Here is a 25,603-nt window from a genome sequence, read left to right on the forward strand (position 1 = left end):
GGAGCTGCTTTCCATGATCTGCCCGGAGTTTTCCGTCATCACCAGTGAGGTGGACGAGTCCGCCATCACCGCCCCCACCCCCGCCGAGACCGCCCTGGCTCTGGCCACCGCAAAGTGCAGGGCAGTGGCCAAGGATCACCCGGAGGATGTGGTCATCGGCTGCGACACCGTGGTGGACTGCGGCGGCGAGATCTTCGGCAAGCCCGCCGACCGGGAGGACGCGGTGCGGATGCTGCACGCGCTTTCCGGTAGGGGCCATCAGGTGCACACCGGCGTGTGCGTGTGCAGGGGCGAGGAATGCAAAAGCTTCGTTGCCACCAGCACCGTGAATTTTTACCCCATCGAGGAGGAGGCCATCCAGGCCTACGCGGATACCGCCGAGCCCTACGACAAGGCGGGCGGCTACGCCATTCAGGGCACCGCGGCCCTGTTCTGCGAGGGCATCGACGGCTGCTATTACAACATCATGGGCCTGCCGGTTTCCCGCCTGGCCCGGCTGCTGCGGGAGTTTCGGTGATTTCTGGCGGAAAAATCACCGGAAAAAGTTTGAAGAAATTGAAAAAAAAGCCCCGCGCCCGTTGAGAATGTTCTCCGGGCCGGGTATAATAAGATAGAATGCCTGCACGGCGGCACAAGCCGGCGGCGGCGCGTTTTTTTGATTTTTATCCGGTCATTTGAAATAGAGTGTGCGCCTCGGTGTGAGGCCTGTGAGAAAAGGAGAAACGTGTATATGTTCAGCAAGGATATCGGAATCGACCTCGGAACCGCCAATACCCTGGTTTACCTGCGGGGCAAGGGCATCATCATGCGGGAGCCCAGCGTGGTGGCCGTGGATACCAAGACCGACGAGGTGCGCAGCGTGGGCCACGAGGCCAAGGCGGTCATCGGCCGTACCCCCGGCAGCATCATGGCGGTCCGTCCTTTGAAGGACGGCGTGATCGCCGACTTCGACATCACCGCCAACATGCTGGCCCGCTTCATCAAGAAGGTCTGCGGCAACAGCATGTTCTTCCGTCCCCGCGTGGTCATCTGCATCCCCTCCGGCGTGACCGAGGTGGAGCGCCGCGCCGTGAAGGAGGCCGCCCTGAAGGCGGGCGCCCGTCAGGTGAGCGTGATCGAGGAGCCCATGGCCGCGGCCATCGGCGCCGGTCTGCCCATCAGCGAGCCCTCCGGCAGCATGGTGGTGGACATCGGCGGCGGCACCAGCGAGGTGGCCGTGATCAGCCTGGGCGGCATCGTGGCTGCCCGCAGCGTGCGCGTGGGCGGCGACGAGTTCGATCAGGCCATCATCGCCTACATCAAGCGCAAGTACAACCTGCTGATCGGTGAGCGCACCGCTGAGCAGATCAAGATCGAGATCGGTTCCGCCTACGAGCTGGAGGAGGAGAAGGAGATGGAGATCAAGGGCCGCAACCTGGTGGACGGCCTGCCTAAGAACATCACCGTACACTCCGAGGAGATCCGCGACGCGCTGGCCGAGAGCCTGCAGAAGGTTGTGGACGCCATCAAGGAGACCCTGGAGCGCACTCCCCCCGAGCTGAGCGCCGACATCATCGACCACGGCATCATGCTCACCGGCGGCGGCGCGCTGCTGCGCGGTCTGGATGAGCTGGTACATCGTGAGACCGGCATTGACGTGCACGTGGCCGAGACCCCGCTGGACTGCGTGGCTGCCGGCACCGGCGCGGTGCTGGATCACATCGACCTGCTGGGCGACGTGCTGGACGACAACTCCTCTCATTTCTAAGGAAATTCTTCCGCCGTGCGGGCGGGGGATTTTGTGACCATCAAGCCGGGGCCGCGCCCCCGGGCTTTTGTGCAACACCGGCGCGGGCGGCCCTTGCCGGGGCGGCCCGCGTATTTTTTATTCGTTTGCAAAGCATGCTTTGCGCAACTCAACCGGGGAGGTGAGCCCACTGAAGGACTTTTTCAATACCGGAAAATTCAAGGCCCTGGTGGCACTGGCAGTGCTGCTGGGCGGCATTATGGCCTGGGCCGGCGCCAACGGGCGGCTGGCCAGCGCGCCGGAGCAGGTTCTGAGCGCGGTGCTTTCGCCCTTCCAGAAGGGCGCGGGCGCGGTGAGCGGCGGCGTGGGGGGTCTGTTGGACAAATACGCCCGCATCGACTCCATCATCGCCGAGAACGAGGCCCTGAAACAGGAAAACTGGGAGCTGCAGGATAAGCTGGTGGAATACGACCGGCTCAAGGCCGAGAACGACGCCTACAAGGAGCGGGACCGGCTGGAGGACGACAGCCCCGAATATACCTATGTATCCGCCTTTGTGATCGGCCGCGACCCGCTGGAGCAGTTCGGCGGCTTCACCATCGACCTGGGCACCCTGGACGGGGTGCAGCAGGGCGACGTGGTGGTGAGCGACCAGGGCTACCTGGTGGGCCGGGTGCTGGAGGCGGGCCCCGCGTCCAGCAAAGTGATGACCATTCTGCAGCCCGGCTCCTACGTGGCCTGCGTGGTCAGCCGCACCCGCGACACCGGCAACCTGAACGGCAGCGCCGACTACGCCGCCGACGGCCGCTGCGTGCTGGAGAACCTCTCCCGCGATACCCTGGCCCAGGTGGGTGACCAGATCATCACCACGGGTCTCGGCGGCGAGTTCCCGGCGGACATCCGGGTGGGCACCATCGAGGAGATCCTGCCCGAGGAGAGCGGCCGGTCCTCCATCGCGGTGATCGAGCCCGGCGCGGATGTGAACAACGTGAAGCACGTGTTTGTGATCACCGATTTCGAGACCGCCTACGGCCAGCAGGCCGAACAGGCCGAGGATGCCGCCTCCTCAGCGGCACAGGAATAACCGGCATGAGCCGGGAAGGAAAGGGGGCGCGCGCCCTGTGACGAGCCGACGCAAACGGAATCTGACCCTGCTGGCCAAGTGGGCCTGCTACTTTTTGATCCTGCTCATCGCGGCCACCCTGCAAAGCCTGCCGGGCTTTCTGTCCATCTTCGGGGTGCGCCCGCTGTTCATTCTGCCGGTCTGCCTGGCGGTGGCCATCTATGAGGGCGAGTATCCCGGCGCGCTGCTGGCTGTGGCCGGTGGCTTTCTGTGGGACTGGACCGCCAACCGGGTCAGCGGCCTGATGGCTCTGGGCCTGATGGTGGTCTGCTTTGCCGCCGCGGTGGTGGTGGAGCTGTATCTGCGGGTGAACACCGTGAACTTCGTTCTGGTGAACGCCGCCTGCTGCCTGCTGGTGACCGGCATGGACTTTTTGTTTTATTATCTGATGCCCGGCTATCCGGGCGCCACTGGGCGCTTCCTCACCCAGGTGCTGCCCATGGTGCTTTACACGGCGGCGCTGTCGCCCCTGGCCATGATGGCGGTGCGGCGGGTGGCAGGGCATTTCGTGCCGGAACGGTAACCGAAAGGAGGGCGCCCCATGGACCAGAAAAGCGTGTTCCGCCGGGTGGTCGGACTCATCGTCATCAGCCTGGCGGTGCTGGGCGTGATCGTTCTGCGGCTGGTGGAGTTCCAGCTGGTGAACGGCGAGGAGTACAAAAGCCAGGCCCAGAGCGTGACCAATTACAAATTCAATATCCCCGCCGCCCGGGGCGAGATCGTGGACCGGTACGGCCGGGCTCTGGCCTCCAACGCGGTGGGCTATGATCTGGTGATCAATCAGCTGATGCTCACCGGCGATGTAAACCAGCTGGTGATGGATCTGGTGGAGATCCTGCAAAGCTGCGGCGAGGAATGGAACGACACCATGCCCGTGAGCAGCCCGGACGAGGAGGGCCACTACACCTTCACCGACGGCGACGATACCTCCGCCCAGAACCGGCTGGCCAAGCTGAAGCAGAACATCGAGCTGCAGCAGTACGCCACCGCCGATCAGGTGATGGCAAAGCTGGTGGAGCGCTACAAGCTGGAGGATTACGACCCCTACTGGCAGCGGGTGCTGGCCGGTGTGCGCTACCAGATGCAGCTGGAAGATTTCAGCGCCAGCAACAGCTTCACCCTGGCCAGCGATGTGTCCAATCAGACGGTGGCCATGGTCAAGGAGCGCAGCCTGAGCCTGGCCGGGGCCGAGATCATCGAGACCACTCACCGGGTGTATGAGGACGGCACCCTGCTGCCCCATTACCTGGGCAGTGTGGGCAGCATCACCAGCGAGCAGTGGTGGGTGGAGGATGAGGACGGCAACGTGACCACCCCCTTAAAGGACGCGGGCTACAACATGAACGACCTGATCGGCCAGTCCGGCGTGGAAAAATACGCCGAGGACCGGCTGCGGGGCAAGGAAGGCACCCAGCAGGTGAGCCGCGATAAAAGCGGCGTGGTGGTCAGCACCCAGATGCTGGTGGAGCCCCAGCCCGGCGAGACGGTGGTGCTCACCATCGACAAGGACCTGCAGAAGAGCCTGAACGAGCAGCTGGAGGCCCTGATTTTGCAGATGCAGCAGACCAAGGAGTCAACCAAGGGCAAGGAGGTCACCTCCGGCTCGGCGGTGGTCATCGATGTGAAGACCGGCGGCATCCTGGCCATTGCCAACTACCCCAGCTACGACCTGAACCTGTATAAATCCAACTACAGCACCTACAGCTCGGACCCCAACACCCCGCTTCTGAGCCGGGCCACCACCGGCCTGTACGCCCCGGGCTCCACCTTCAAGCCCGCGGTGGCACTGGCGGGCCTGCTCAGCGGCACCGTCACCCCCCAGGACACGGTGAACTGCACCCGGGTGTATGACTTCTACACCGACTACAAGCCGGTCTGTCAGCAGCTGGGCCCCCACAGCGGCCCCACCAACCTGACCGAGGCTTTGACCCACAGCTGCAACATCTACTTCTACGATGTGGGCCGCCGGGTGGGGCTGGAAAACTTCGACGAGATGGCCACCAGCCTGGGCCTTGCCACCAAGACCGGCTTTGAGCTGGGCGAGTCCACCGGCAACCTGACCCATACCACCGACGAAAACTACGGCAAGGGTCTGGAGCTGCAGGCGGCCATCGGTCAGGGCAACACCCAGGTGACGCCCATCCAGCTGGCCACCTACGCCTCCACGCTGGCCAACAAGGGCACCCGGTACAAGACTCACATCGTGTCCGGCTACCGGGACAGCAACACCGGCGAGCTGATCGAAGAGGTGGAGCCGGAGATCGTGGAGCAGATCGAGGATAACATCGGCGCCTTCGACGCGGTGGAACAGGGCATGCTGGGCGCCGCGCGGGGCAGCAGCGCCCTGCGGGACTATCCGCTGAACATCGCGGTGAAGACCGGCAGCCCCCAGCGCTGGGAGCGGGACGAAAAGGGCAACTACGCCTACACCAACACCGCCGTCATCGCCTACGGCCCGGTGGAGGACCCCCAGCTGGCCATCGGCATCGTGCTGGAATGGGGCGGCGGCGGTTCCAACGGCCTGCCCCTGGTGCGCAGCATCTTCGACAGCTACTACTACACCCAGAGCGAGGGCCTGGAGCCCGAATCCGAGGGCGTGCTGCTGCCCTGATGACCGGGCGGCACACCGCCGCACACAGCATTTCCCCGGGGCACGGCGGGCCGATTGGCACGCCGTGCCCCTTTGTGTCTGCAAAGAGGCGGTTCCTCGGGGGAAAACGGCGAAAAGAAGAGCGAAACACAGGTTTTTTTGGCCTAAATCCACAAAAGACAGCTTGCTATCAACCCCGCTTTGTGTTATCATGTTAATATAGGCGCATCATGGGTGCCTATATTCCATTTTTCGTTGATCCCGGCCCCATCCCGGCCGAAAAAAAGGAGGTCCGGTCCGTGGCCGCACAGATCATTATGGTGGCCTCCGGCAAGGGCGGCACCGGAAAAAGCACCGTGTCGGTGCTGCTGGGCAGCCGCCTGGCTGCCGCGGGCAAAAAGGTTCTGCTCATCGAGCTGGACAGCGGCCTGCGCAGCGTGGACATCATCGCCGGGGCCGCGGGCCGCACCGTGTACGATATCTCGGACGTGCTCTGCGGCCGGTGCGACTGGCGCAAGGCCATTGTGGAAAGCCCGGTCTACAAAGGGCTTTCGCTGATCAGCGCCCCCTACGAGCGGGGCAACGTGCAGCCCCAGCAGCTGGCCAGGCTCACCCGGAAGATGGCCAAGCACTACGACTTTATTCTGGTGGACACCGCCGCCGGTCTGGGCGCGCCCTTCGCCGCCGCCATGGTGGTGAGCCAGATGGCCCTTCTGGTGCTCACGCCGGACCCGGTTGCTCTGCGGGACGGCCACATCGCCGCCGATGTGCTGTTTGAGGGCGGCTTTACCAACGTGCGTCTGGTGATGAACCGGGTGGGCCCCTCCACCTTCGACAAGGGCGCGGTGGCCGATCTGGACGAGTGCATCGACACGGTGGCCGTGCAGCTGATCGCCGTCATCCCCGAGAGCGCGGCTCTGCTGAAAAGCACCGCCGCGGGCGAGGCCTTGCCGGAAAATACGCTGGCATGGCGGGCGTTTGACAATCTGGCCCGCCGCATCCTGGGCCAGCAGGTTCCTCTGGCCGTGCGCTGAGGGATGAAAATTTTGCGTTCCCCATGCCCTTCGGGGCATGGTTTCCCATTTTTATACACAGCAGGCGGGCCGCAGCGGCGCCGCCCCCATAGAGGCATATCCCATAGAGGTTTGGAGAAGGTGCGTGCCCGCCGGGCGCGCAAATACGTTAGTTTGTCTTGAGAAAAAGGAGGGTGTTCCGTCCATGAACATCGCATTGATCGCGCATGACGCGAAGAAGGAATTGATGGTGCAGTTCTGCATCGCTTACTGCCGGGTGCTCAGTCAGCACAACCTGCTGGCCACCGGCACCACCGGCAAGCTGGTGAGCGAGGCCACCGGCCTGCCCATCCAGTGCTTTTTGTCCGGCGTACACGGGGGCGACCAGCAGATCGCGGCCCGCATCGCCTGCAACGAGATCGACCTGCTTCTGTTCTTCCGCGATCCCATCAGTGCGAAACCTCACGAACCCAACGAGATGAATCTGCTGCGTCTTTGCGACGTGCGCAACATTCCCATCGCCACCAACATCGCCACCGCCGAAGTGCTCATCCATGGCCTGGAGCGGGGCGATCTGGAGTGGCGCAACATCGTCAACCCGCCCCAGCACTAATATGCCGGAGCGCCGTGACCGAGTAAAAACGGGGCTTTTCGGTATTTACCGAAAGGCCCCTTTGCGTTTTTTCGGGGCCTTTGCCCGGCTGGGGCTTTGCCCCCGACGGGTGCAGAGCGCCCTGATCCTGGTCGGTGTGGGGGCGCTGTATGCCCTGGAGACCCAGACCCTGGGCCTCTTTGTGCCCTGTCCGCTGCACCTGCTCACCGGGTTCAAGTGCCCGGCCTGCGGCATCACCACCGCCATTCTGGCCCTGCTGCACGGAGATGCGGGCACGGCCTTTGCCGCGAACCCCGGCCTTGCCTTCAGCCTGCCGGTGCTGGGGCCGTATCTCTGCTGGCTGTTCTGGGGCTGGCTGCGGCAGCACCCCGCCGAGGGCCGCGCGGTGAATCTGGTGGGCGCGGGGCTGATCGTTTATTTTGCAGTCTGGGGCGTCTTGCGCAATCTTGCGCCCCTGATGGGCCTTGTGTAAGGCCGTATTTTTCGCAAACAGCGACCAAAAAAGGAGAAATTTCCATGACAAGAAACATTGTGGTGTGCATCCTGCTTTACTTCATCACCTGCGGGCTGTACGGCATCTATTGGATGTACACTCTGAACGAATACGCCCGGTCGGTGGCCCCTCAGGAATGGCAGACCAGCGGCCTCACCGTGATCCTGCTGAACATCGTCACCTGCGGCATCTACGGCCTGTACTGGAACTACAAGATGGGCAAGGCCTACATGACCGTGAACGGCGGCAACGACAACAGCCTGCTGTATGTGCTGCTGGGTGTGTTCGGCTTTGCGGTTGTGAACTGGGCCATCATGCAGAACGACATCAACAACGCTGCCCGCTTCCGGTACTAAGCCATGGAGCGGCTGCTTTACCGGCTGGCCGTTGGCAGCGCGGTGGCAGGGCTGGGCATTCTGCTGCTGGTAATGGCCAGCGGAAGGGCCTGGCCGGACCCCATCTACGCCATCGGCGCACCGTTGGGCATGGGCCTTATCGCCCTGTGCCTGGTCTTTCTGGCCGCGCGGTGGGCGGTGCGCCTGTTCGATGCGGTGCGAGCCCGGCGTTTGGCCCAGGTGGTCGCGCTGGTGCTGGCGGCCATCGTGTGCCTTTCCGATTTTTTCCTGCGGCGGTGAGCCTTGCCGCGGCGGGAGCATGCCCCGGAGCATATCTGTGTTATAAGCAAAAAGACCCCCAATGCCGGGAGCAGCTTCCGGCATCGGGGGTCTTGTGCGTTTTTGAGAAAAGGTTTTCAACGGCGGGCGGGGCCGGATGTGGAAAAGTTGGCCAGCTGTACGCCCTCGTGGGCCAGCAGCCAGCGTTTTTTGTCCAGTCCGCCCGCGTAGCCGGTCAGGCTGCCGTTTGTGCCCACCACCCGGTGGCAGGGGATGATGATGGAAATGGGGTTGCGGCCCACCGCGCCCCCCACCGCCTGGCTGGCCATGGGGCGGCCGGTTTCGGCCGAAATCGCCCGGGCCAGTGCGCCATAGGTGATGGTCTGCCCGTAGGGGATGGTCAGCAGCAGCGCCCACACCTGCTTTTGAAAGGCGCTGCCCTGCGGGGCCAGCGGCAGTGCCGCCGGGTCGGGAGCATGTCCCGCGAAGTAGTCCTCCAGCCAGCGGGCCACCTGGCCGAACAGGGGCAGGTCCGCCCGCCGGGGTACATCCGGCGGCAGATGGGCGGCAAAGTGCATCTGCCCCTCCAGCCACAGGCCGGTCAGGTGGGTCTCGGTGCCCGCCAGCATCACCGGCCCCAGCGGGCCGGACAGGGTGGTGGTGTACAGCATGGGAAAGCCTCCTTTGGGCGGGCTGCTTGCGTTTTGCACCCATCTGGGGTATAATACTAACAGAAGGTGGTACTGCCCGGAGACGGGTCAGTCCCTTGGAGATTTACGGAAGTAAACCGCGTTCCTGGGGAGGTGCGGCGGCTTACTTCCGTTTTTTGTTATCGTGTGTGATCGTCCAAACGATTTGAAATGTCCCGTAGACTGCTCCGCCGATTAAGGTCAGAAGCGAAAGGACTTCCTGTAACATCATGGAAGGAATCACCCCCGCTGCGAAAAAGCAGCGGGGAAAAACAGAAGCTTCGCCCCGCTGCCGCTGCCTTTGCGCAGCGTGCAATGGGGACTGGACCGCCTGCCGTGTCCGGCAGCACCACCGCCACCATTGTAACAAACCCCGCGCGTTTTGTCGAGAATGCGCGGGGGTGCTTTGTATCCTTGATAAAATGTGAGACCGGGGTGGATTCCGGCTTCACTCCTCCGGCTCCACCGCGAAGAAGGTCTCTACGCCGTCCCGGCGGAAGGTGATGATCTGCCCGGAGGGCTGGCCGTTTTCGTCCAGAATGTCCAGCCGGAATCTGCCCTCGCCATTGCCCAGATAGGTCAGGCCGCTGGGGTTTGCAGGGGTGGCCTCGATGCCCACCGGCTGGAAGGTGCCGTCCGCGGAAAGAAACGCCAGCCGCACATCGGTGTGCTCCGGCTCGGCGTACAGCACCACGCCCACCAGCTCCTCGCCGCCGTCCGGCACCGCCGCGCAGTCAAGCACCGTGCGCCGTTCGTTCTCTTCCTGCGAGAGGAACAGCTCCGCCACCGCTTCGTCGGTCCACTCCGGGGCCTCGCTGGCGGCGGCTTCGCCGGCAGGCTGCGAAACAGACGCGGGGCCGGTGGAATCCGCCAAAGACGCGGAGGCCGGTGCGCCGGAAGCGGGTGCGCACCCGGCCAGCAGCGCCGCCAAAAGGCAGCAGACAAGGGAAAGAAGCATCTTCATGGGGGAATCCCTCCTTTGGGGCGGCTCCCGCGCGGCCAATGCGCCGCCGGGCCAAAATCAAAAAAAGCTCTTCTGCCCTCATTGTAAGCGCCCGGCGGGCAAAAAACAAGCCGCAAAAGCCGCTTTGCCTTGTAATATCTTGTGGAAAGCGGTATAATAGCCGAGAATGGCTATTATACCGTTATTTTTATGCCCTTTTTCTCGCCCCTTGCGGGGCAACCGAAAAAGAAGGCGAATTATACCATTTCGCTTCGCTTTATGGTATAATAAAACGGTCTAAGAATTTGCGGAGGCCGGGAGTTTCCCGGGCTCCAGCGCTTTTAATAAAAGGGGTAAATCAAATTATGGAAACCATGGGAAATCTGCGCCGCACCCATTACTGCGGCGAAGTGCGTCTGGCCGATGCCGGTCAGGAGATGGTGGTGGCCGGTTCCATCGCCAAATGCCGGGATAAGGGCGGCATCATCTTTGCCGACCTGCGCGACACCACCGGCATTCTGCAGATGGTGTTCGACGACTCCACCGACCCCGCCGTGTTCGAGAAGGCCAGCAGCCTGAAGAGCGAGTATGTGGTCATTGCCAAGGGCAAGCTGCGCGAGCGCGACGCCAAGACCGACAAGATCGCCACCGGCGACGTGGAGCTGTATGTGACCGAGCTGCGCGTTCTGAGCGCCGCCGAGACCACCCCCTTCGAGATCCGCGACGAGGTGAAGGTGAAGGACGAGCTGCGCCTGAAGTACCGCTATCTGGACCTGCGCCGCCCCAGCATGCACGACCCCATCGTGCTGCGCAGCAAGATCTGCCAGATCATCCGCAACTACTACTGCGACAACCACTTCTGCGAGATCGAGACCCCCATGCTCATCAAGAGCACCCCGGAAGGCGCCCGCGACTATCTGGTGCCCAGCCGGGTGCAGCCGGGCCACTTCTACGCCCTGCCCCAGTCTCCCCAGCTGTACAAGCAGATCCTGATGCTGTCCGGCTTTGACCGCTACTTCCAGATCGCCCGCTGCTTCCGCGACGAGGACCTGCGCGCCGACCGTCAGCCCGAGTTCACCCAGGTGGACCTGGAGATGAGCTTCGTCACCGAGGACGATATCATCACCCTGAACGAGGGCCTGATCAAGAAGCTGTGGAAGGAGATCCTGAACATCGACGTGGCCACCCCCTTCCAGCGCATGCCCTGGGACGAGGCCATGGCCCGCTACGGCTCCGATAAGCCCGATACCCGCTTCGGCCTGGAGATCATCGACGTGACCGACGCGGTGCGCTCCAGCGAGTTCGCTCCCTTCAAGGGCGCCATCGAGGCAGGCGGCAGCGTGCGTCTGATCAACTGCAAGGGCCTGGCCGACAAGCTGACCCGCAAGACCATCGACAAGCTGGGCGACGTGGCCAAGACCTACGGCGCCAAGGGTCTGGCCTACACCCGCCTGACCGCCGAGGGCGAGACCTCCAGCTTCGAGAAGTTCCTCACCGAGGAGGAGAAGACCGCCCTGCGCACCGCCGCCGGCGCCGAGACCGGCGACGTGCTGTTGGTGGTCAGTGACGCGGACAATGTGCGCGCCTGCACCGCTCTGGGTCAGGTTCGTCTGGAGGTTGGCCGCCGCTGCGAGCTGATCGACCCGGACAAGTTCAACTTCCTGTGGGTGGTGAAGTTCCCCCTGTTCGAGTACAGCGAGGAAGAGGGCCGCTACATGGCCATGCACCATCCCTTCACCATGCCCATCGAGGACAGCATGGACAAGCTGGAATCGGAGCCGGGCAAGTGCTACGCCAACGCCTACGACATCGTGCTGAACGGCTGCGAGCTGGGCGGCGGTTCCATCCGCATCAACGACCCTGCCCTGCAGGACCGGATGTTCAAGGCCCTGGGCTTCACCGAGGAGAAGGCCCGCGAGAGCTTCGGCTTCCTGATGGACGCCTACAAGTACGGCGCACCCCCGCACGGCGGCATGGCCTACGGCCTGGACCGCATGGTGATGCTGATGCTGAAGCGGGATTCCATCCGCGACGTGATCGCCTTCCCGAAGGTGCAGAACGCCAGCGAGCTGATGAGCGGCGCACCCGAGACCGTGGACGAGAAGCAGCTGCGTGAGCTGAGCATCGCCACCGTAAGCGCCGAAGGCTAAGTGCCAACTGAATAACGGCAAACGCGCCGCTTCCCGTTTGGGGAGCGGCGCGTTTTTGTCCGGCGGAAAAATTTTTGCCGAAAAAATTGACCGAAGCGCCACCCTGCGCGTATTGTTTACAGAAGGGAGAGGGAAGCATGGAACAGTTTACCCCGGCGAAGGGTACGCCGGAACGGGTGGTGGAGCAGTACGGCGACATGCTCTACCGGCTTTGTCTGGTGGCACTGGGCAGCCGGGCGGATGCCGAGGACGCGGTGCAGGACACCCTGCTGCGCTATCTGCAAAAGGCCCCGGACTTTGTGAGCGCGGAACACGAAAAGGCCTGGCTTATCCGGGTGGCGGCCAACCGGTGCCGGGATTTGCGGCGGTTCTGGCTGCGCCATCCCCAGACCGGTCTGGAGGAGGTGGCGGGCCGGTGCGCTGCACCTGAGGACCGGGCGGTGCTGGAGGCTTTGATGACGCTGCCGGAAAAATTCCGGGTGGCGCTGCTGCTGCATTACGTGGAGGGCTACTCCACCGGCCAGATCGCCGCCATGATCGGCCGCACGCCCTCGGCGGTGAAGATGCGGCTGCAAAAGGGCAGAAAATTGCTGGAACAGGCCTACGGAAGGGAGGACGGCTAGATGAACGAGGAACGGCTGAACCGGTCGGTGCGAGGTATCCGGATGCCGGAGGATGCCCGGCAGCGGCTTTTGTTGCGGCTGAACGAGGAGCGGCCCCGGCGGGTGGTGCGGGCTTCCAAGCGCCCGGCTCTGGCGGCGGTGGCGGCGTGCCTTGCGCTGGCGCTGGGCCTGCCCGCCTTTGCCGCCAATGTGGAGCCGGCATATACTCTGCTGTATCGGGCGTATCCGGCGGCGGCCCAGTACCTGCAGCTGGTGCGGGAACGCGACGAGGACAAGGGCATCCGGATGGAGGTGGTGTCGGCGGCAGTGCGGGGCGACACGGCGGAGGTGTGGGTGTCCCTGCAGGATTTGACCGGCAGCCGGGTGGATGCGACCACCGACCTGTTCGACAGCTATTCCATCCGCAGCCCGGCGGACCAGAGCGCCCATTGTGAGCTGGCCGGGTACGAGGAAACCACCGGCACCGCCCTGTTCCGGGTAGAGATCACCCGAACCGACGGAAAAAGCTGGCAGGGGGAGAAGATCACCTTTTCCTTAAAGAAATTTCTCAGCCGCAGGGCCGCGTATGAACAGGTGGACATTCCGCTGGATTTGACAAGACTGCCCCAGAACGCTGCCACCATGGCAGTGAGCTTTTCCGGCTATGCGGGGCCGGAAGGGGAGCGGCCGGATACCTTCGATGTGCTGGTGCCGGAAGAGGGGCGGCAGAACTTTCCGGTGGAGGGCTTTTCCCTCACCGGCGCGGCCTGGGCGGCAGACGGGCTGCACCTCCAGCTGGCGGTGAAAAACCGGCAGCAGAACGACAACAACGGCGATGTTTATCTGCTGGGGCCGGACGGCGAAAAAAACTATTATGACTTCCTGTGCTATTTCCGGCAGGGAGAAGGCGAGAGCCGGGTGGATTACATGGAATATGTGTTCTCCGGCACGCCCCAGACGCTGACGGACTGCCGCCTGGCCGGTGATTTCTATACCGCCGGCCTGCTCACCGAGGGCAGCTGGAAGGTGACCTTCCGGCTGGAAGGCGGCGAATAAACTAACAAAACCCCCGGCGGCAAGCTGCCGCCGGGGGTTATCCATCCCTCTATATGGCCCGGGCTTTCCCTTTCCCGGGCTTTTTTCTTTTCCCTTTTTCTCTCTCTTCTCTCTCGTCGCGTTTATACGCGCTTTACATACATCTGCACGCTGGGGTAGTCGCCGGCCAGCTGGGGCAGGGTGTAGCCTGCGTGCATCAGGGTGCTGCCGCTGTATACCTTGCCCACGCCTTCCATGGCCAGGTCCAGGCCTGCCTGGGGTGCGCAGTGGCAGCCGTGGATGTCCAGGCTCTCCACACGGTAGAGGGCATCCGGGTCAAGGCCCCGCAGCCACACGTGCAGCGGGCGGGCGTTGGCTTCCGGATGGGTGAGGATCAGGTTGAACAGCGCCTCGCTCTGCTCCTCGTCCACAAACTGCCAGGCCGCGTAGCGGCTTTCCTCGGTGGGGTCGGTGAGGCGGTAATACAGCCCGTTCTGGATCAGCTGGTAGTGTTTGTCGAAGAAGGCGATCTGCTCCTTCACCTGGGAGGCTTCCTCGTCGCTCAGCTTGTTCAGGTCCAGCTCGTAGCCGAAGGTACCGGACATGGCCGCCACCGCCCGGGTCCACAGGGGAGTGGTGCGGCCGGTCTGGTGGTTGGGGCAGGCGGACACATGCGCGCCTATACTGCTCACCGGGTAGCCGAAGGAGGTGCCGTGCTGGATCACCAGCCGTTCAATGGCGTCGGTGTCGTCGCTGCACCAGATCTGGGTGAAGTAGGCCAGCATGCCCGCGTCGAAGCGTCCGCCGCCGCCCGCGCAGCCCTCAAACAGCACATGAGGGAAGCGGGTGGTCAGGGTCTCCAGCAGCCGGTAAACGCCCAGCATGTACCGGTGGGCCGCTTCGCCCTGCCGCTCGGCGGGCAGCACCCGGCTGTACACGTCGGTCATGTTCCGGTTCATGTCCCACTTCACGTACGCGATGGGGTTATTGGCCAGCAGGTCGGTCAGCCGCTCGGTCAGGTAGTCCACCACCTCGCTGCGGCCCATGTCCAGCACCATCTGGTTGCGGCTCATCACCGGGGCGCGGCCCGGCAGGGTGAGGGCCCAGTCCGGGTGCGCCCGGTACAAATCGGAATCCTCGCTCACCATCTCCGGCTCCACCCAGATGCCGAACTTCATGCCCAGCGCGTTCACCCGCTGAATCAGGGGAGTCAGCCCGCCGGGCAGCTTTTTCTCGTTCACGAACCAGTCGCCCAGGCCGCTGTTGTCGTCGTTTCGCTTGCCGAACCAGCCGTCGTCCAGCACCAGCATCTCCACGCCCAGTGCCGCCGCCTTTTCCGCGATGCGCACGATGGCGTCGGAATCAAAGTCGAAGTAGGTGGCCTCCCAGTTGTTGATCAGCACCGGGCGGCGGGCGAAGCGGTGCTCGCCCCGGCACACGTTGTGCCGGATGAACCGGTGATACTGCTGGGACAAAGCGGTCAGGCCGTTCTCGGTGCAGGCCAGAATGACCTCGGGGACGGTGAAGGCCTCACCGGGGGCCAGCTGCCAGCTAAAGCGCTCGTCGTGGATGCCGCTCACGATGCGGGTCAGGCCGTTCTGGTCCACCTCCACATCGGTGCGGTGACTGCCGGAGTACACCGGCATCACGCCGTAGCACAGGCCATGTTCCTCGTTTGCCTTGCGGTCGCACAAAATCACGAAGGGGTTGTGGTGGTGGCTGGAGGCCCCGCGGGTGGAGGACACGGTCTGGATGGCGTTCAGCAGGGGCACCCGCTCGGCCTGCCGCTCCATGGTGTGACGGCCGTGGAAGTGAATCATATCCCACCGGCCGAAGGGCAGGTCCAGACACATGGACGCGGCCTTTTCCAGCCGCAGGGTCTGATTGCCGCCGTTCACCAGCCGGACGGCCCGGGTGATGATGTCCTGCTTTGCAAACACGCCGTACAGCAGCTCCAGCGCCAGGCCGGTCACGCCGTCCTCCATGCGGATGCACAGGCTCTCGGCCTCGTTTTCCTCGTCGTGGGCGCTGGGCAGGCCGGTCAGGGCGTATTTGCCCTTCTGGATGCTGTGGCCCGCGTAGCGCCACTCGGCGCCGGCAGCGCCGGCCTCATCCCGCACCACCAGGCAGGACAGACGGAAATCGCCGGTGTTGCAGCCGGTGTATTCCTGGGGCAGGGTGTCCGGAGAGATGCCCCGGCGCGCCCGGTCGGCGTTGTGGTTGGGCGAGAAGCCCCGGTCCGCCGGGGGATACATGGCCGCCAGGTCGCCCTGGCCGATGGCCGGGCCGTAGTAGAGATGGAGCAGGCGGTCCAGATGGTCCAGCCCCATCTGGTAGGTGGTGCTGCGGGTGGAAAGGGTAAAGGTACGCGCGGAGGCGTTAAATTGAATGCCCATACAAGGGTCCTCCTGGAAGTTTGGAATCGCACCGGGCCTTTGGGGTCCGGCGCTGGAATTGGAAAAGGTGGATAAAAAGCACGAGGCGGGCGGCTGGCCGGGATTCGGCCGGCCGCCTGCCGTGATAAGGGGAAACGCCTGGTGGTTACTTGCCGCCGGTCATGGCGATGCCCTGGATGAACTGCTTCTGGAAGATCAGGTACAGGATCACCATGGGGATCATGGCCAGCAGGCTGCCGGCCATCAGCACCGGGAAGTTGGTGGTGTACTGGCCGTTCAGGGTGGAAAGGCCGGCGGACAGGGTCATCATGTTCAGGTCGATGTTGCAGATCAGCGGCCACATCAGGTCGGAGTAAGCGAACACCGCGGTGAAGATGGCCAGCGCGGCCATGCTGGAGCCGGTGAGGGGCAGCATGACGCGGGTGAAGGTCTGCCACTTGTTGCAGCCGTCCAGATAGGCGGCCTCGGCGATCTCGTTGGGAATGCCCAGATAGGTCTGGCGCAGAAAGAAGGTGCCGAAGGCGCTGACGAGACCCGGGAACACCAGCGCGAAGATGGTGTTGGTCAGACCCATGCGGGCCAGCATTAAGTACTGGGGAATGATGAAGATCTGGCTGGGCAGCATCATCTGCACCAGAACGATGGTGAACAGCAGCTTCTTAAAGGGGAAGTTCAGCTTGGCGAAGGCGTAGCCGGCCATGGAGCTGAACACCACGGCGCACAGCACACGGAACACGATGAGCAGTGCGGTGTTCATATACAGGTTCACAAAAGGCAGGCTTTCCAGCGCGGTGATGAAGTTGTCCAGGTTCCACTGGCTGGGCAGCAGCTGGGGCGGCACCGCCATGGACTCGGCCTGGGTCTTGAAGCTGGTGAGCAGCATCCACACGAAGGGGAAGATCATAACCACGCTGCCCAGGATCAATGCCGCATAGGTGAAGGTCTTGTTCAGGGTCTTGCTTGTTTGTGTGCTCATGATTTACACCTCGTAATTCACCCATTTTTTCTGGCCCGCGAACTGCAGCAGGGTCACGATGCCGATGAGCAGCACGGTCCAGATGACGATGGCGGACGCGTAGCCCTTGTTGCCGGCCACAAAGCTTTCCCGGTAGAACAGGTACATCAGGCTCTGGGCGCTGGTGAGGGCGGGGTTTGCCTGGTCGACCATCATGTAAATCAGATCGTACACCTTCAAAGAGGCCATCAGGCGCATGATGAGCACCACGAACAGGGTGGGCGAAACCATGGGCAGGGTGATGTGGAAGAACTGCTGCACCTTGGAGGCGCCGTCCAGGCTCGCTGCCTCATACAGGCTGGCCGAGATGTTCTGAATGCCGGAGAGCAGCAGTACGGCGTCGTAGCCGATGGCGCTCCAGATGGCCACGATGGCGCAGGTGACCAGCACGATGGCGGGGTTGGTCAGCCAGCGCACGTTCTGGCCCAGGATGCTGTTGATGATGCCGTACTCGGTGTTGAAGATCCACTTCCATACCATGGCCACGGCGGCGGGAGCCACCACCATGGGCAGGAAGAAGATGGCGCGGAAGGCGGTGCGGCCCTTGAGCTTGGCGTTCAGCAGAACCGCCACCAGCAGCGCCAGGAACACGCCCACCGGCACGGTGAGGATGCAGAAGTAGATGGAGTTCCAGGTGGCCTTCCAGAATTCGGTGCTCTGGAACATTTCGATGTAGTTATCCAGCCCGTTGAACTCGAAGGTACCAAAGGCCTTGGACTTGGAGAAGCTCATGTAGATGGTCTCGATGAACGGCCAGATGTTCAGCACCAGCAGACCGATGATGGTGGGGGCCACCATCACCAGACCCCAGACAGCGCCGTCGCGGGACAGCTTGGAAGTTTTCTTCACGCGGGATGCCCTCCTTTATTCGTAATACTCGGCACTGGCCTCATCCACGATCTGCTGCATGGTTGCAAGGCCGGTGGAAAGATCCAGCTCGCCGGAATAGATCTTGAGCAGGGTGTCGCTGACCTTGCTCTTCCACTCGGGGCGGGCGGCGTTGTTCACGCTCTGCACGCTGTAGTCGAACATGTCGATGAAGCACTGCACGTCGATGGGGTATTCGTCGAACACGCCCACCCAGGTCTCCTCCAGACCCTCATAGGCGGGGATGGCGGCACCGCTCTCGCCCTGGATGCGCTGGCCTTCCTCGCTGCCGAAGAACTTCAGCACGTCCTTGACGATGTCCATGTGCTTGTTGTTTGCGCCGGTGGCGTAGCTCAGGCCGTTGGAGATGGTGGCACGGCCGTCACCGCTCACCGGGTCGGGGCAGGCGGGCAACACGGCCACATCCCATTTACCCACCATGTCGGGGTAGTTCTGCAGCTCGGTGAGGATGTTCCAGTTGCCCTCGAAGAACATGGCGCCCTTTTCGGAGAAGAAGGCGGCGCCGGGCGCGGTCTCGGCGAAGTAGTTCTGGTCGGGGCACCAGTCGTAGCTCTGCAGGCCGATGTAGAACTCCATGCCCTTCTGGGTGGCGGGGTCGGTGAAGTTGGCGCGGGTGTTGTCCTCGGTGAGGATGCTGCCGCCCGCCTGGTACACGAAGTTCCAGTAGCCCAGCTGGTCGTCACCGTAGGCCATGTAGCCGTACTTGCCGGTGGCGTCGTAGATGGCCTGAGAGGCGCTGACCAGGTCATCCCAGGTCCAGGTCTCGTCCGGGTAGGCCACGCCTGCCTGATCGAACATTTCCTTATTATATACAAGGCCCACGGTGTCTTTATCCTTGGGCACGCCGTAGAGCTTGCCGTCCGAGCCGCTGGCGTTGGCCAGGGAGATGTCGGAGAAGTGCTCGGTCTCCACGATGTCGGAGCAGTCTGCCAGCTTGCCGTTGTCGGCGTATTTCAGAATCTCGTTGGTGTGCATCCAGAAGATATCCGGCATCTTGTTGCTCATGGCGGCGGCTTCCAGCTTGGTCCAGTATTCGTTCCAGCTGGTCACCTGCACCTCGATCTTCACATTGGGATGCTCGGCGGTGTAAGCGTCGCACATGGCCTGCATGCCGTCGCGCTGGGCCACGTCCCAGATCTGGAAGGTCAGGTTCACGGTGCCGTCCGAGCTTTCGCCGCATCCGGTCAGCCCGGTGGCCAGACCCGCGGCCAAACAAACGCTCAGTGCGGCGCATGCCAGTCTGCGCATCAAACTCATTGCTAGTTTCCTCCTGTTCCTGTGCGAATTCGCCCCTTGCCGCTGCCCGCCCGGCCGGGAGCAGGCGGCGGCAGAATGCGGTTTTCGCTGTTGTGCTGAAAAATCGGGAGCAGTTTTGTACAATGTGCACTATATACAATTTGTTTCCCTTTTGGTTGTGTTTATTATACGATTTGACGGTTCAAAGATAAATATCATTTTGCTGGTTTTCATCTCTCAATTTAGCTGATTTAGGTCATTTTACTTGAAGTTATCTAGCATTATGGTATATAATCAGAAAAACAGAAAATGAGGGAGGAAGGGCAGTATGGCCACCGCATTCGGGCCGGACACCGGCAACAAGCTGATTTTCCACGTATTTCAGGATGAGCGCTTTGTGGACCTGAATCTGTATCAGTACGGCTGGGAGCGTACCGAGCCGCTGCACTCCTACGGGCCCCACCGGCGCAACCATTACCTGTTCCATTATATCATCGCCGGGCAGGGCAAGCTGTATGTGGGCGACAAGGTGTATCCGGTGGGGCCGGGGCAGGGCTTTCTGATCCTGCCGGGGCAGACCACCACCTACGCCTCGGACGAAAAGGACCCCTGGGAATATACCTGGATCGAGTTCGACGGCCTGCGCGTGCGCGAGAGCCTGGCTCTGGCGGGCCTGGGCGCGGGGCGGCCCATCTACAGCCCCGCCACCCGGGCTGGAGGCGAGCAGCTGCGGGAGATCATGCTGCGCATCGTGCAGGACGGCGAGGCAAAGCCCATCCGGCAGATCGGAAGGGGCTTTCTGTTCCTGGACCAGCTGGCGGAGTCCTCGGCGGCAAAGCAGCACCAGAGCCAGCGCCGCCTGCGGGACTTTTATATGAAGGAGGCGCTTTCCTTCATTGAGCAGAACTACCAGCGGGATGTGTCGGTGGAGGACATTGCCGCCTTCTGCGGGCTGAACCGCAGCTACTTCGGCAAGCTCTTCCGGGACACCATGGGCGAGAGCCCCCAGGCCTTCCTGCTGCATTACCGCATGGCCCAGGCGGCCCAGTTCTTAAAGGAGACCACCCAGCCGGTGAGCGCCATCAGCACCATGGTGGGCTACGCAAACCCGCTGCATTTTTCCCGGGCCTTCAAATCGGTGTACGGCATCTCGCCCCGGGCCTACCGGCAGACCCATTTCACTCACCCGGCGGGTGTGTGAGGCACTCACTGGCGAAAAACCGGGAACTGTGGTACACTGTAACGTGGAATGAAGCGGCCGGGCGCGCCCCGGCGGGAAAGAGGGGAACAAGGCATGGAAAAGCAGCAGCGCCGGGCGCTGAACAGCATCGTGCTGAGCATCACCACGCTGGTGGTGGTGGCCGCCCTTCTGCTGGTGGGCATCGGCCTGGTACGGGACAAGATGATGCGCAACACCCAGCAGATGGGCATGTCGCTGGCGGAGAGCTACGCCCGCGAGACCCAGAGCAGGCTGGACGGCTTTGCCCGGGTGTTTGATATGGCCTGGATGTATGCCATCCGGGGCGTGGATGCCAACATGAGCGAGGAACAGATGCAGGAGGGCATGGCCGAGTATCAGCAGAACGTACATGAGCTGTTCGGCGGTCATGTGGCCGACCTGTATGCGGTGATCGGGGGGCAGATCGTGGCCGACAACCCCAGGACCGGCGACGGAACCTACGACTACGCCAGCACCGACTGGTACCAGAAGGCGATGGCCTCGCCGGACGAGATCATCTTCAGCGATGTGTATGAGGATGCCATCACCGGCGACCAGATCTTCACCCTCTCCAAAGCCATGGACACCGAGGGCGATGTGTTGGCCATGGATGTGTACATCAACCAGGGCGATGTGCTGGATCTGGAGATCAGCCTGCCCTCCACCTATCATTTTTATCTGTTCGATACCGACGGCGGGCTGCTCTACCGGCTGATCGACCGGCAGGCCACCAACCCGGTGTATGCCGAGCAGCTGATCAGCGGCGTGCGGGACGGCAGTCTCTTTGCCTACGACGCCCAGATCGTGGACCCCAAGGGCGTGGCCCGGGGCGTGTATTATGCCGAGATGGACAACGGCTGGACCGTGGTGATGACCATCCCCATCCAGGAGGTGCTGATGGGCGAGATGGACCCGGTGATCTACTCCCTGATCGGCGTGGCCCTCATCGCCTTTGTGACCCTTCTGTTCATGGTGGTGCGGGACATTCTGAACCTGCGGCGGCTGGCCGAGACCGAAAAGACCATCCGGGTGCTGAGCGATTCCTTCTTTGCCATCTACCGGGTGGACTTTGAGGCCGGCACCTACCGGGCCATCAAGACCTCGCCGGACCTGCGCGGCACCTTTGACGAGAGCGGCGATTACGAGATGCTGCTGGCCCAGGTGAAAAAGCGGGTGCATCCGGAGACCTACGCCGAGTTCGAGCAGGACTTCTCGCTCAAGAGCATTGCCCAGCGGGTGAAGGAGAACGTGCTGGACTACGGCGGCGACTACCAGCGTATGTTCGGCGGCAGCTACCACTGGGTGAACGTGCGCACCATCTATCAGAAGCACATCCTGCCCGGCGAGGTGATCCTCTGCTTCAAGGACGTGGACGTGGAAAAGCGCCAGCAGATGCAGCACATGATGATTCTGCAGGAGGCACTGGACACCGCCAAGACCAGCGCCAAGGCCCGCAACACCTTCTTCAACACCATGTCCCACGACATGCGCACCCCGCTGAACGCGGTGATCGGCTATTCCGAGCTGATCCGCCGTACCCCCGGCGACGCGGAAAAGGTCACCGGCTACATCAAAAAGGTGGAATTCGCGGCCAAGCAGCTGCTCATGCTCATCAACGACATTCTGGAAATGGCCAAGCTGGAGGCGGGCAAGAGCGCCCTGGACGTGAAGGAGTTCAATCTGAACGAGTATCTGACCGAGGTGTGCGAGATGTTCCGCGCCCAGGCCGATCGCCAGCAGAAGCATTTTGAGCTGTCGGTGCAGATCAAGGACCCGGTGGTGAAGGGCGACTCCTTCAAGATCGGCCAGATCATGAACAACCTGCTCTCCAACGCGCTGAAGTACAGCTGCGAGGGGGCCGAGATCAAGGTGGAGGCCCGCCAGTTCGACTACCAGAAGCACAGCAAATTCCAGATCGTGGTGGCCGACACCGGCATCGGCATGAGCGAGGAATTTTTGAATCACATCTTCGAGCCCTATTCCCGCGAGACCCACTTCACCCCCCGCACCACCGAGGGCACCGGCCTGGGTATGCCCATCGTGAAGAGCCTGGTGCAGCAGATGAGCGGCGAGATCACGGTGGAGAGCGCCGTGGGCAAGGGCAGCCGCTTCACCGTGACCCTCCCGCTGGAGGTGGTGGAGCAGCACGACGGCCCGGTGATCGGCGCGGCGGCCGGAGAGAACGCCGGAGTCAGCCCCGCCGGTTCTCTGGCGGGCCAGACCATTCTGGTGGCCGAGGACAATGAGCTGAACATGGAGATCGTCACCGAGCTGCTCACCATGAGCGGAGCACAGGTGATCGGTGCCTCCAACGGCGCCGAGGCGGTGGAAAAGTTCCAGCGCTCGGCCCCCTATTCGGTGGACGCCATCCTGATGGATATGCAGATGCCGGTGCTGGACGGCTGCGGAGCCGCCCGGGCCATCCGCCGTCTGGATCGGCCGGACGCGGCCGTGGTGCCCATCGTGGCGGTGACCGCCAACGCCTTCGCCGAGGACGTGGACCGCACCACCGCCGCGGGCATGAACGCCCATGTGTCCAAGCCCATCGACATGGACCGGCTGCTGGAGGCGCTGGCCCTGTGCTGGGCGGGCAAGACCCCGCCCGCCCCCGCGCCCGGCGAATGACCGGGGAAAGAGGTTAAGAATCCTTTCCGGCCCCCTGTGCCAATCCGGCACGGGGGGCTTTTTTCTGCGGCGCTGCCTTACAAATTTGTAAAGTTCCGCCCCTGATAGTAAAGTACCGTGGTAAAATAAAAGGTAAGGCGAAATTGCGAAAGGGGGAGCCGATTGAAGCGGACAGGCAAGCAGATTCGGAAGCTGCACTGGCTGCTGCTGGTGGTGCTGACCCTCCAGCTGCTGCAGGGCCTGTTCACCCTGCGCAATGCGCCGGTGCAGCTGCTCCGGGTGGAAGACGGCTGGCTGGATCTGCAAGGCGAGGAGACCGACGGGCTGTTCCAGCTGGAGGGACGCTGGGAGTTTTACCCGGAGGCGCTTTACACCAGTGAGGATTTTGCCGCCGGCCGCACGGGCCAGCCTGCCGGGGAGGAGGTTTCCCCCTCGGACTACGCCTACGGCACCCACCGGCTGCGCATCCGGGCAACACCCGGAGCCTACTATGCCATCTGCGGCTTTTCGGTGGACTACGCCACCCGGGTGTTTGCGAACGGCAGCCAGGTGGCGGTCTTCGGCAACCCGGCTGAAACCGCGGAAGGCTTTGTGCCCCGGGTGGGCTACATGACCCTGCCCATGTGCGCCGGAGAGGATGGCATCATCGAGCTGGTGGTCCAGTACGGCAACTACGCACATAAGGACGGCGGGCACATCCCGGTGCTGTATCTGTCCACCCCGCAGAACATCGAGGCCCTCAAGGCGGGCAATGATCTGATCTCGCTCACCCTCAGCGGCGGTTTGCTGCTGCTGGCGTTCTACTTTTTGATCAACGCGGCCATGCGCCTCCGGGCCGTCTATCTGTGCCTGGTCTTGTGCTGTGTGCTCATGGCGCTGCGGGACCAGAACTTTTATATCGTGCATCTGCTGCAGGGTCCGCCGCTTTTTGCGTATTGAAAAGAAGAGGTTCAGCGCAGATAGTGATAAGGCTCCCTGCCGAAGCGGATGACCAGCACTGCCGCGATCAGAAAGGTCAGGCCCTCCGCCGCCGGTACCGCCAGCCAGATGCCGTCCAGACCCAGCAGCCGGGGCAGCAGTAAAATGCTGCCCACCACGAACACCAGCGTGCGCAGAAACGAGATCAGGGCGCTCACTGCCCCGTTGGACAGGGCCGTGAACAGGGAAGAGGAAAAGATGTTGAAGCCGGCGCACAAAAAGTTCCACAGAAATACCCAGAAGCCGTGGAGCGCCAGCTCGAACACCGCCCCGCCCGGCGGGGTGAACAGACCGATCAGCGGCCGGGCGAAGAGCATCGACGCCGCAATCATGGCCGCGGTGATCAGCCCGATGGCCCCCAGGCAGTAACGGAACAGCCGCTGTAAATACCGGGTGTTTCCGCTGCCGAAGTGGTAGCTGATCACCGGGGCGGCACTGGTGGCAAAGCCCATGGACACCGCCGTGTACACAAACTGGGCGTACAGTACGATGGTCATGGCGGCCAGACCGTCCTCCCCGGCCAGCGCCAGCATGGACAGATTGAACAGCAGCGTGGTCACCGAGATGGCCAGGTTGGAGACCATCTCCGAGGACCCGTTGCCCATGGCCAGCGCCAGCATGCCCGGGTCCCACCGGGGACGGCGAAAGCGCAGGGTGCTCCGGTCCTTTAAAAAGTAGAAAACAGGGAACAGCCCGCCCAGCACCCGGCCGCTCACCGTGCCCAGCGCCGCGCCGGTCATGCCCATGCCCAGCACCCCGATCAGCAGCCAGTCCAGCACCAGATTCAGCACGCCGCTGCTCACCGTCAGCCACAGGGCGATGCGCCCCCGCCCGGCGGTGATGAACAGCGCCTGGTACATCACCTGAATCACCGTGAAGAAGGCCGACCCGAACAGGATGCGCCCGTATTCCACACAGTAGGGCAGCAGCCGGTCGCTGGCGCCCAGCAGCCGCACCAGCGGCTCCAGAAATACCAGACCCAGCACGCTCAGCGCCGCGCCCAGCACTCCCGCCGCCAGCGTGGCCAGGGTCAGGTCCTCATCGGCGGCCTTTGCCTCGCCCTGGCCCAGCTTGCGCCCCACAATGGCGCTGGTGCCGGTGCCGAACATGATGCCCACGCCAAAGGCCAGCGTGTCCAGCGGAAGCACGATGTTGATGGCCGAAAGCCCGTCGCTGCCCACAAACCGGGACACGAACACCCCGTCCACCGCCGTGTACAGCGACGATACCACCAGCATGGCCACCGCCGGCACCGAGAAGGCCAGCAGCCGCCAGAAGCTGAATTCCTGCGAAATTGCCCGTTTCATAAAAGTACTCCTTGCGTTGTGATGGAAACCATTGTAAACTATGGTGTAACCCACGAGTCAAGGGGGATAAGTTATGAAAAATTACTACAAGATTAGCGAGTTTGCCGCCCTGTGCGGTCTCAGCCGGGATACCCTGCTCCACTACGACCATACCGGCGTCTTAAAACCTGCCTTTGTGGCCCCCAGCGGCTACCGTTACTACACCCTGAGTCAGTTCACCACCGTGGACCTGATCGCCGTTCTGAAGGCCAGCGGCACCCCGCTCAGCGAGATCAGGCGCTATCTGCAGAACGCCGACGTGCCCACCGGCATCCGGCTGCTGGAGGGCAAGGTGCAGGACCTGCGGGC

Annotated in this window: 24 protein-coding genes; 17 read left to right on the forward strand and 7 right to left on the reverse strand. The window is 62.9% G+C overall.

The annotated features are described in order from the left end of the window. The 10 genes from J7G73_RS04405 to J7G73_RS04450 all read left to right on the forward strand — a co-directional run. Positions 1-517 (forward strand): nucleoside triphosphate pyrophosphatase (locus J7G73_RS04405; RefSeq protein ID WP_291245385.1); only part of this gene is annotated, 517 nt, incomplete at its 5' end. A 213-nt stretch (positions 518-730) separates the two neighbouring features. Continuing rightward, positions 731-1,747, forward strand: coding sequence for a rod shape-determining protein (locus tag J7G73_RS04410; protein WP_058964152.1), 1,017 nt, complete (start codon positions 731-733; stop codon positions 1,745-1,747). Positions 1,748-1,907: 160 nt separating this feature from the next. Beyond that, positions 1,908-2,810: a rod shape-determining protein MreC gene (gene mreC / locus J7G73_RS04415; RefSeq protein ID WP_291245386.1), complete on the forward strand. Its 903-nt coding sequence runs from the start codon at positions 1,908-1,910 to the stop codon at positions 2,808-2,810. A gap of 37 nt (positions 2,811-2,847) precedes the next feature. Then, positions 2,848-3,372 (forward strand): rod shape-determining protein MreD, encoded by a 525-nt coding sequence (mreD, locus tag J7G73_RS04420; RefSeq protein WP_291245387.1) that lies wholly within the window; start codon positions 2,848-2,850, stop codon positions 3,370-3,372. A gap of 18 nt (positions 3,373-3,390) precedes the next feature. Further along, the gene (locus tag J7G73_RS04425; RefSeq protein WP_291245388.1) at positions 3,391-5,460 is read left to right on the forward strand and encodes a penicillin-binding protein 2; all 2,070 of its coding nucleotides are present in this window, start codon (positions 3,391-3,393) and stop codon (positions 5,458-5,460) included. A 278-nt stretch (positions 5,461-5,738) separates the two neighbouring features. After that, positions 5,739-6,473, forward strand: a complete 735-nt coding sequence (locus J7G73_RS04430) for an AAA family ATPase (protein WP_291245389.1) — start codon at positions 5,739-5,741, stop codon at positions 6,471-6,473. Between the two features lie 184 nt (positions 6,474-6,657). After that, positions 6,658-7,065, forward strand: a complete 408-nt coding sequence (locus J7G73_RS04435) for a methylglyoxal synthase (RefSeq protein ID WP_058964155.1) — start codon at positions 6,658-6,660, stop codon at positions 7,063-7,065. 61 nt (positions 7,066-7,126) lie between these two features. Next, positions 7,127-7,537: a DUF2752 domain-containing protein gene (locus tag J7G73_RS04440; RefSeq protein ID WP_291245390.1), complete on the forward strand. Its 411-nt coding sequence runs from the start codon at positions 7,127-7,129 to the stop codon at positions 7,535-7,537. Between the two features lie 44 nt (positions 7,538-7,581). After that, positions 7,582-7,914, forward strand: a complete 333-nt coding sequence (locus J7G73_RS04445) for a DUF4234 domain-containing protein (protein WP_087295295.1) — start codon at positions 7,582-7,584, stop codon at positions 7,912-7,914. A 3-nt stretch (positions 7,915-7,917) separates the two neighbouring features. Beyond that, positions 7,918-8,193 carry a hypothetical protein gene (locus tag J7G73_RS04450; RefSeq protein WP_291245391.1) on the forward strand — a complete coding sequence of 92 codons (276 nt, stop codon included), beginning with the start codon at positions 7,918-7,920 and terminating at the stop codon, positions 8,191-8,193. Positions 8,194-8,309: 116 nt separating this feature from the next. On the opposite strand, the gene J7G73_RS04455 is transcribed toward J7G73_RS04450, so the two are convergent. Both J7G73_RS04455 and J7G73_RS04460 read right to left on the reverse strand, forming a co-directional pair. Further along, positions 8,310-8,843: a methylated-DNA--[protein]-cysteine S-methyltransferase gene (locus tag J7G73_RS04455; RefSeq protein WP_291245392.1), complete on the reverse strand. Its 534-nt coding sequence runs from the start codon at positions 8,841-8,843 to the stop codon at positions 8,310-8,312. 466 nt (positions 8,844-9,309) lie between these two features. Next, complete coding sequence (locus J7G73_RS04460) at positions 9,310-9,825, reverse strand: hypothetical protein (protein WP_291245393.1); 516 nt, start codon at positions 9,823-9,825, stop codon at positions 9,310-9,312. Between the two features lie 344 nt (positions 9,826-10,169). On the opposite strand from J7G73_RS04460, the gene aspS reads away from it, so the two are divergent. From aspS to J7G73_RS04475, 3 genes are all read left to right on the forward strand, one after another. Beyond that, positions 10,170-11,954 carry an aspartate--tRNA ligase gene (gene aspS / locus J7G73_RS04465; RefSeq protein WP_291245394.1) on the forward strand — a complete coding sequence of 595 codons (1,785 nt, stop codon included), beginning with the start codon at positions 10,170-10,172 and terminating at the stop codon, positions 11,952-11,954. 137 nt (positions 11,955-12,091) lie between these two features. Further along, positions 12,092-12,577, forward strand: coding sequence for an RNA polymerase sigma factor (locus J7G73_RS04470; protein ID WP_291245395.1), 486 nt, complete (start codon positions 12,092-12,094; stop codon positions 12,575-12,577). Continuing rightward, a complete protein-coding gene (locus J7G73_RS04475; protein WP_291245396.1) occupies positions 12,578-13,612 on the forward strand; it encodes a hypothetical protein in 1,035 nt (344 codons plus the stop codon). It begins immediately after the preceding gene. A gap of 122 nt (positions 13,613-13,734) precedes the next feature. Here the strand turns inward: J7G73_RS04475 and J7G73_RS04480 are convergent, their stop codons facing one another. The 4 genes from J7G73_RS04480 to J7G73_RS04495 form a co-directional block, all read right to left on the reverse strand. Continuing rightward, the gene (locus J7G73_RS04480; RefSeq protein WP_291245397.1) at positions 13,735-15,987 is read right to left on the reverse strand and encodes an alpha-galactosidase; all 2,253 of its coding nucleotides are present in this window, start codon (positions 15,985-15,987) and stop codon (positions 13,735-13,737) included. A 145-nt stretch (positions 15,988-16,132) separates the two neighbouring features. Further along, positions 16,133-16,963, reverse strand: a complete 831-nt coding sequence (locus J7G73_RS04485; protein WP_087295307.1) for a carbohydrate ABC transporter permease — start codon at positions 16,961-16,963, stop codon at positions 16,133-16,135. 3 nt (positions 16,964-16,966) lie between these two features. Next, the gene (locus J7G73_RS04490) at positions 16,967-17,851 is read right to left on the reverse strand and encodes a carbohydrate ABC transporter permease (protein ID WP_367113944.1); all 885 of its coding nucleotides are present in this window, start codon (positions 17,849-17,851) and stop codon (positions 16,967-16,969) included. Between the two features lie 15 nt (positions 17,852-17,866). Beyond that, entirely contained in the window at positions 17,867-19,147 is a 1,281-nt protein-coding gene (locus tag J7G73_RS04495; RefSeq protein ID WP_291245398.1) for a sugar ABC transporter substrate-binding protein, read from the reverse strand. A 307-nt stretch (positions 19,148-19,454) separates the two neighbouring features. On the opposite strand from J7G73_RS04495, the gene J7G73_RS04500 reads away from it, so the two are divergent. The 3 genes from J7G73_RS04500 to J7G73_RS04510 all read left to right on the forward strand — a co-directional run bounded on the left by J7G73_RS04500 (position 19,455) and on the right by J7G73_RS04510 (position 23,909). Then, complete coding sequence (locus tag J7G73_RS04500; protein ID WP_291245399.1) at positions 19,455-20,327, forward strand: AraC family transcriptional regulator; 873 nt, start codon at positions 19,455-19,457, stop codon at positions 20,325-20,327. A 93-nt stretch (positions 20,328-20,420) separates the two neighbouring features. Next, positions 20,421-22,970, forward strand: coding sequence for a hybrid sensor histidine kinase/response regulator (locus J7G73_RS04505; protein ID WP_291245400.1), 2,550 nt, complete (start codon positions 20,421-20,423; stop codon positions 22,968-22,970). A 162-nt stretch (positions 22,971-23,132) separates the two neighbouring features. Continuing rightward, the gene (locus J7G73_RS04510; protein ID WP_291245401.1) at positions 23,133-23,909 is read left to right on the forward strand and encodes a hypothetical protein; all 777 of its coding nucleotides are present in this window, start codon (positions 23,133-23,135) and stop codon (positions 23,907-23,909) included. Positions 23,910-23,920: 11 nt separating this feature from the next. Here the strand turns inward: J7G73_RS04510 and J7G73_RS04515 are convergent, their stop codons facing one another. Further along, the gene (locus J7G73_RS04515) at positions 23,921-25,255 is read right to left on the reverse strand and encodes an MATE family efflux transporter (protein ID WP_291245402.1); all 1,335 of its coding nucleotides are present in this window, start codon (positions 25,253-25,255) and stop codon (positions 23,921-23,923) included. Positions 25,256-25,328: 73 nt separating this feature from the next. On the opposite strand from J7G73_RS04515, the gene J7G73_RS04520 reads away from it, so the two are divergent. Then, the coding region (locus J7G73_RS04520; RefSeq protein WP_291245403.1) for a MerR family transcriptional regulator at positions 25,329-25,603 on the forward strand (275 nt) is incomplete at its 3' end.

The sequence above is a fragment of the Allofournierella sp. genome (genome assembly GCF_017889395.1).
Taxonomy (GTDB): domain Bacteria; phylum Bacillota; class Clostridia; order Oscillospirales; family Ruminococcaceae; genus Allofournierella.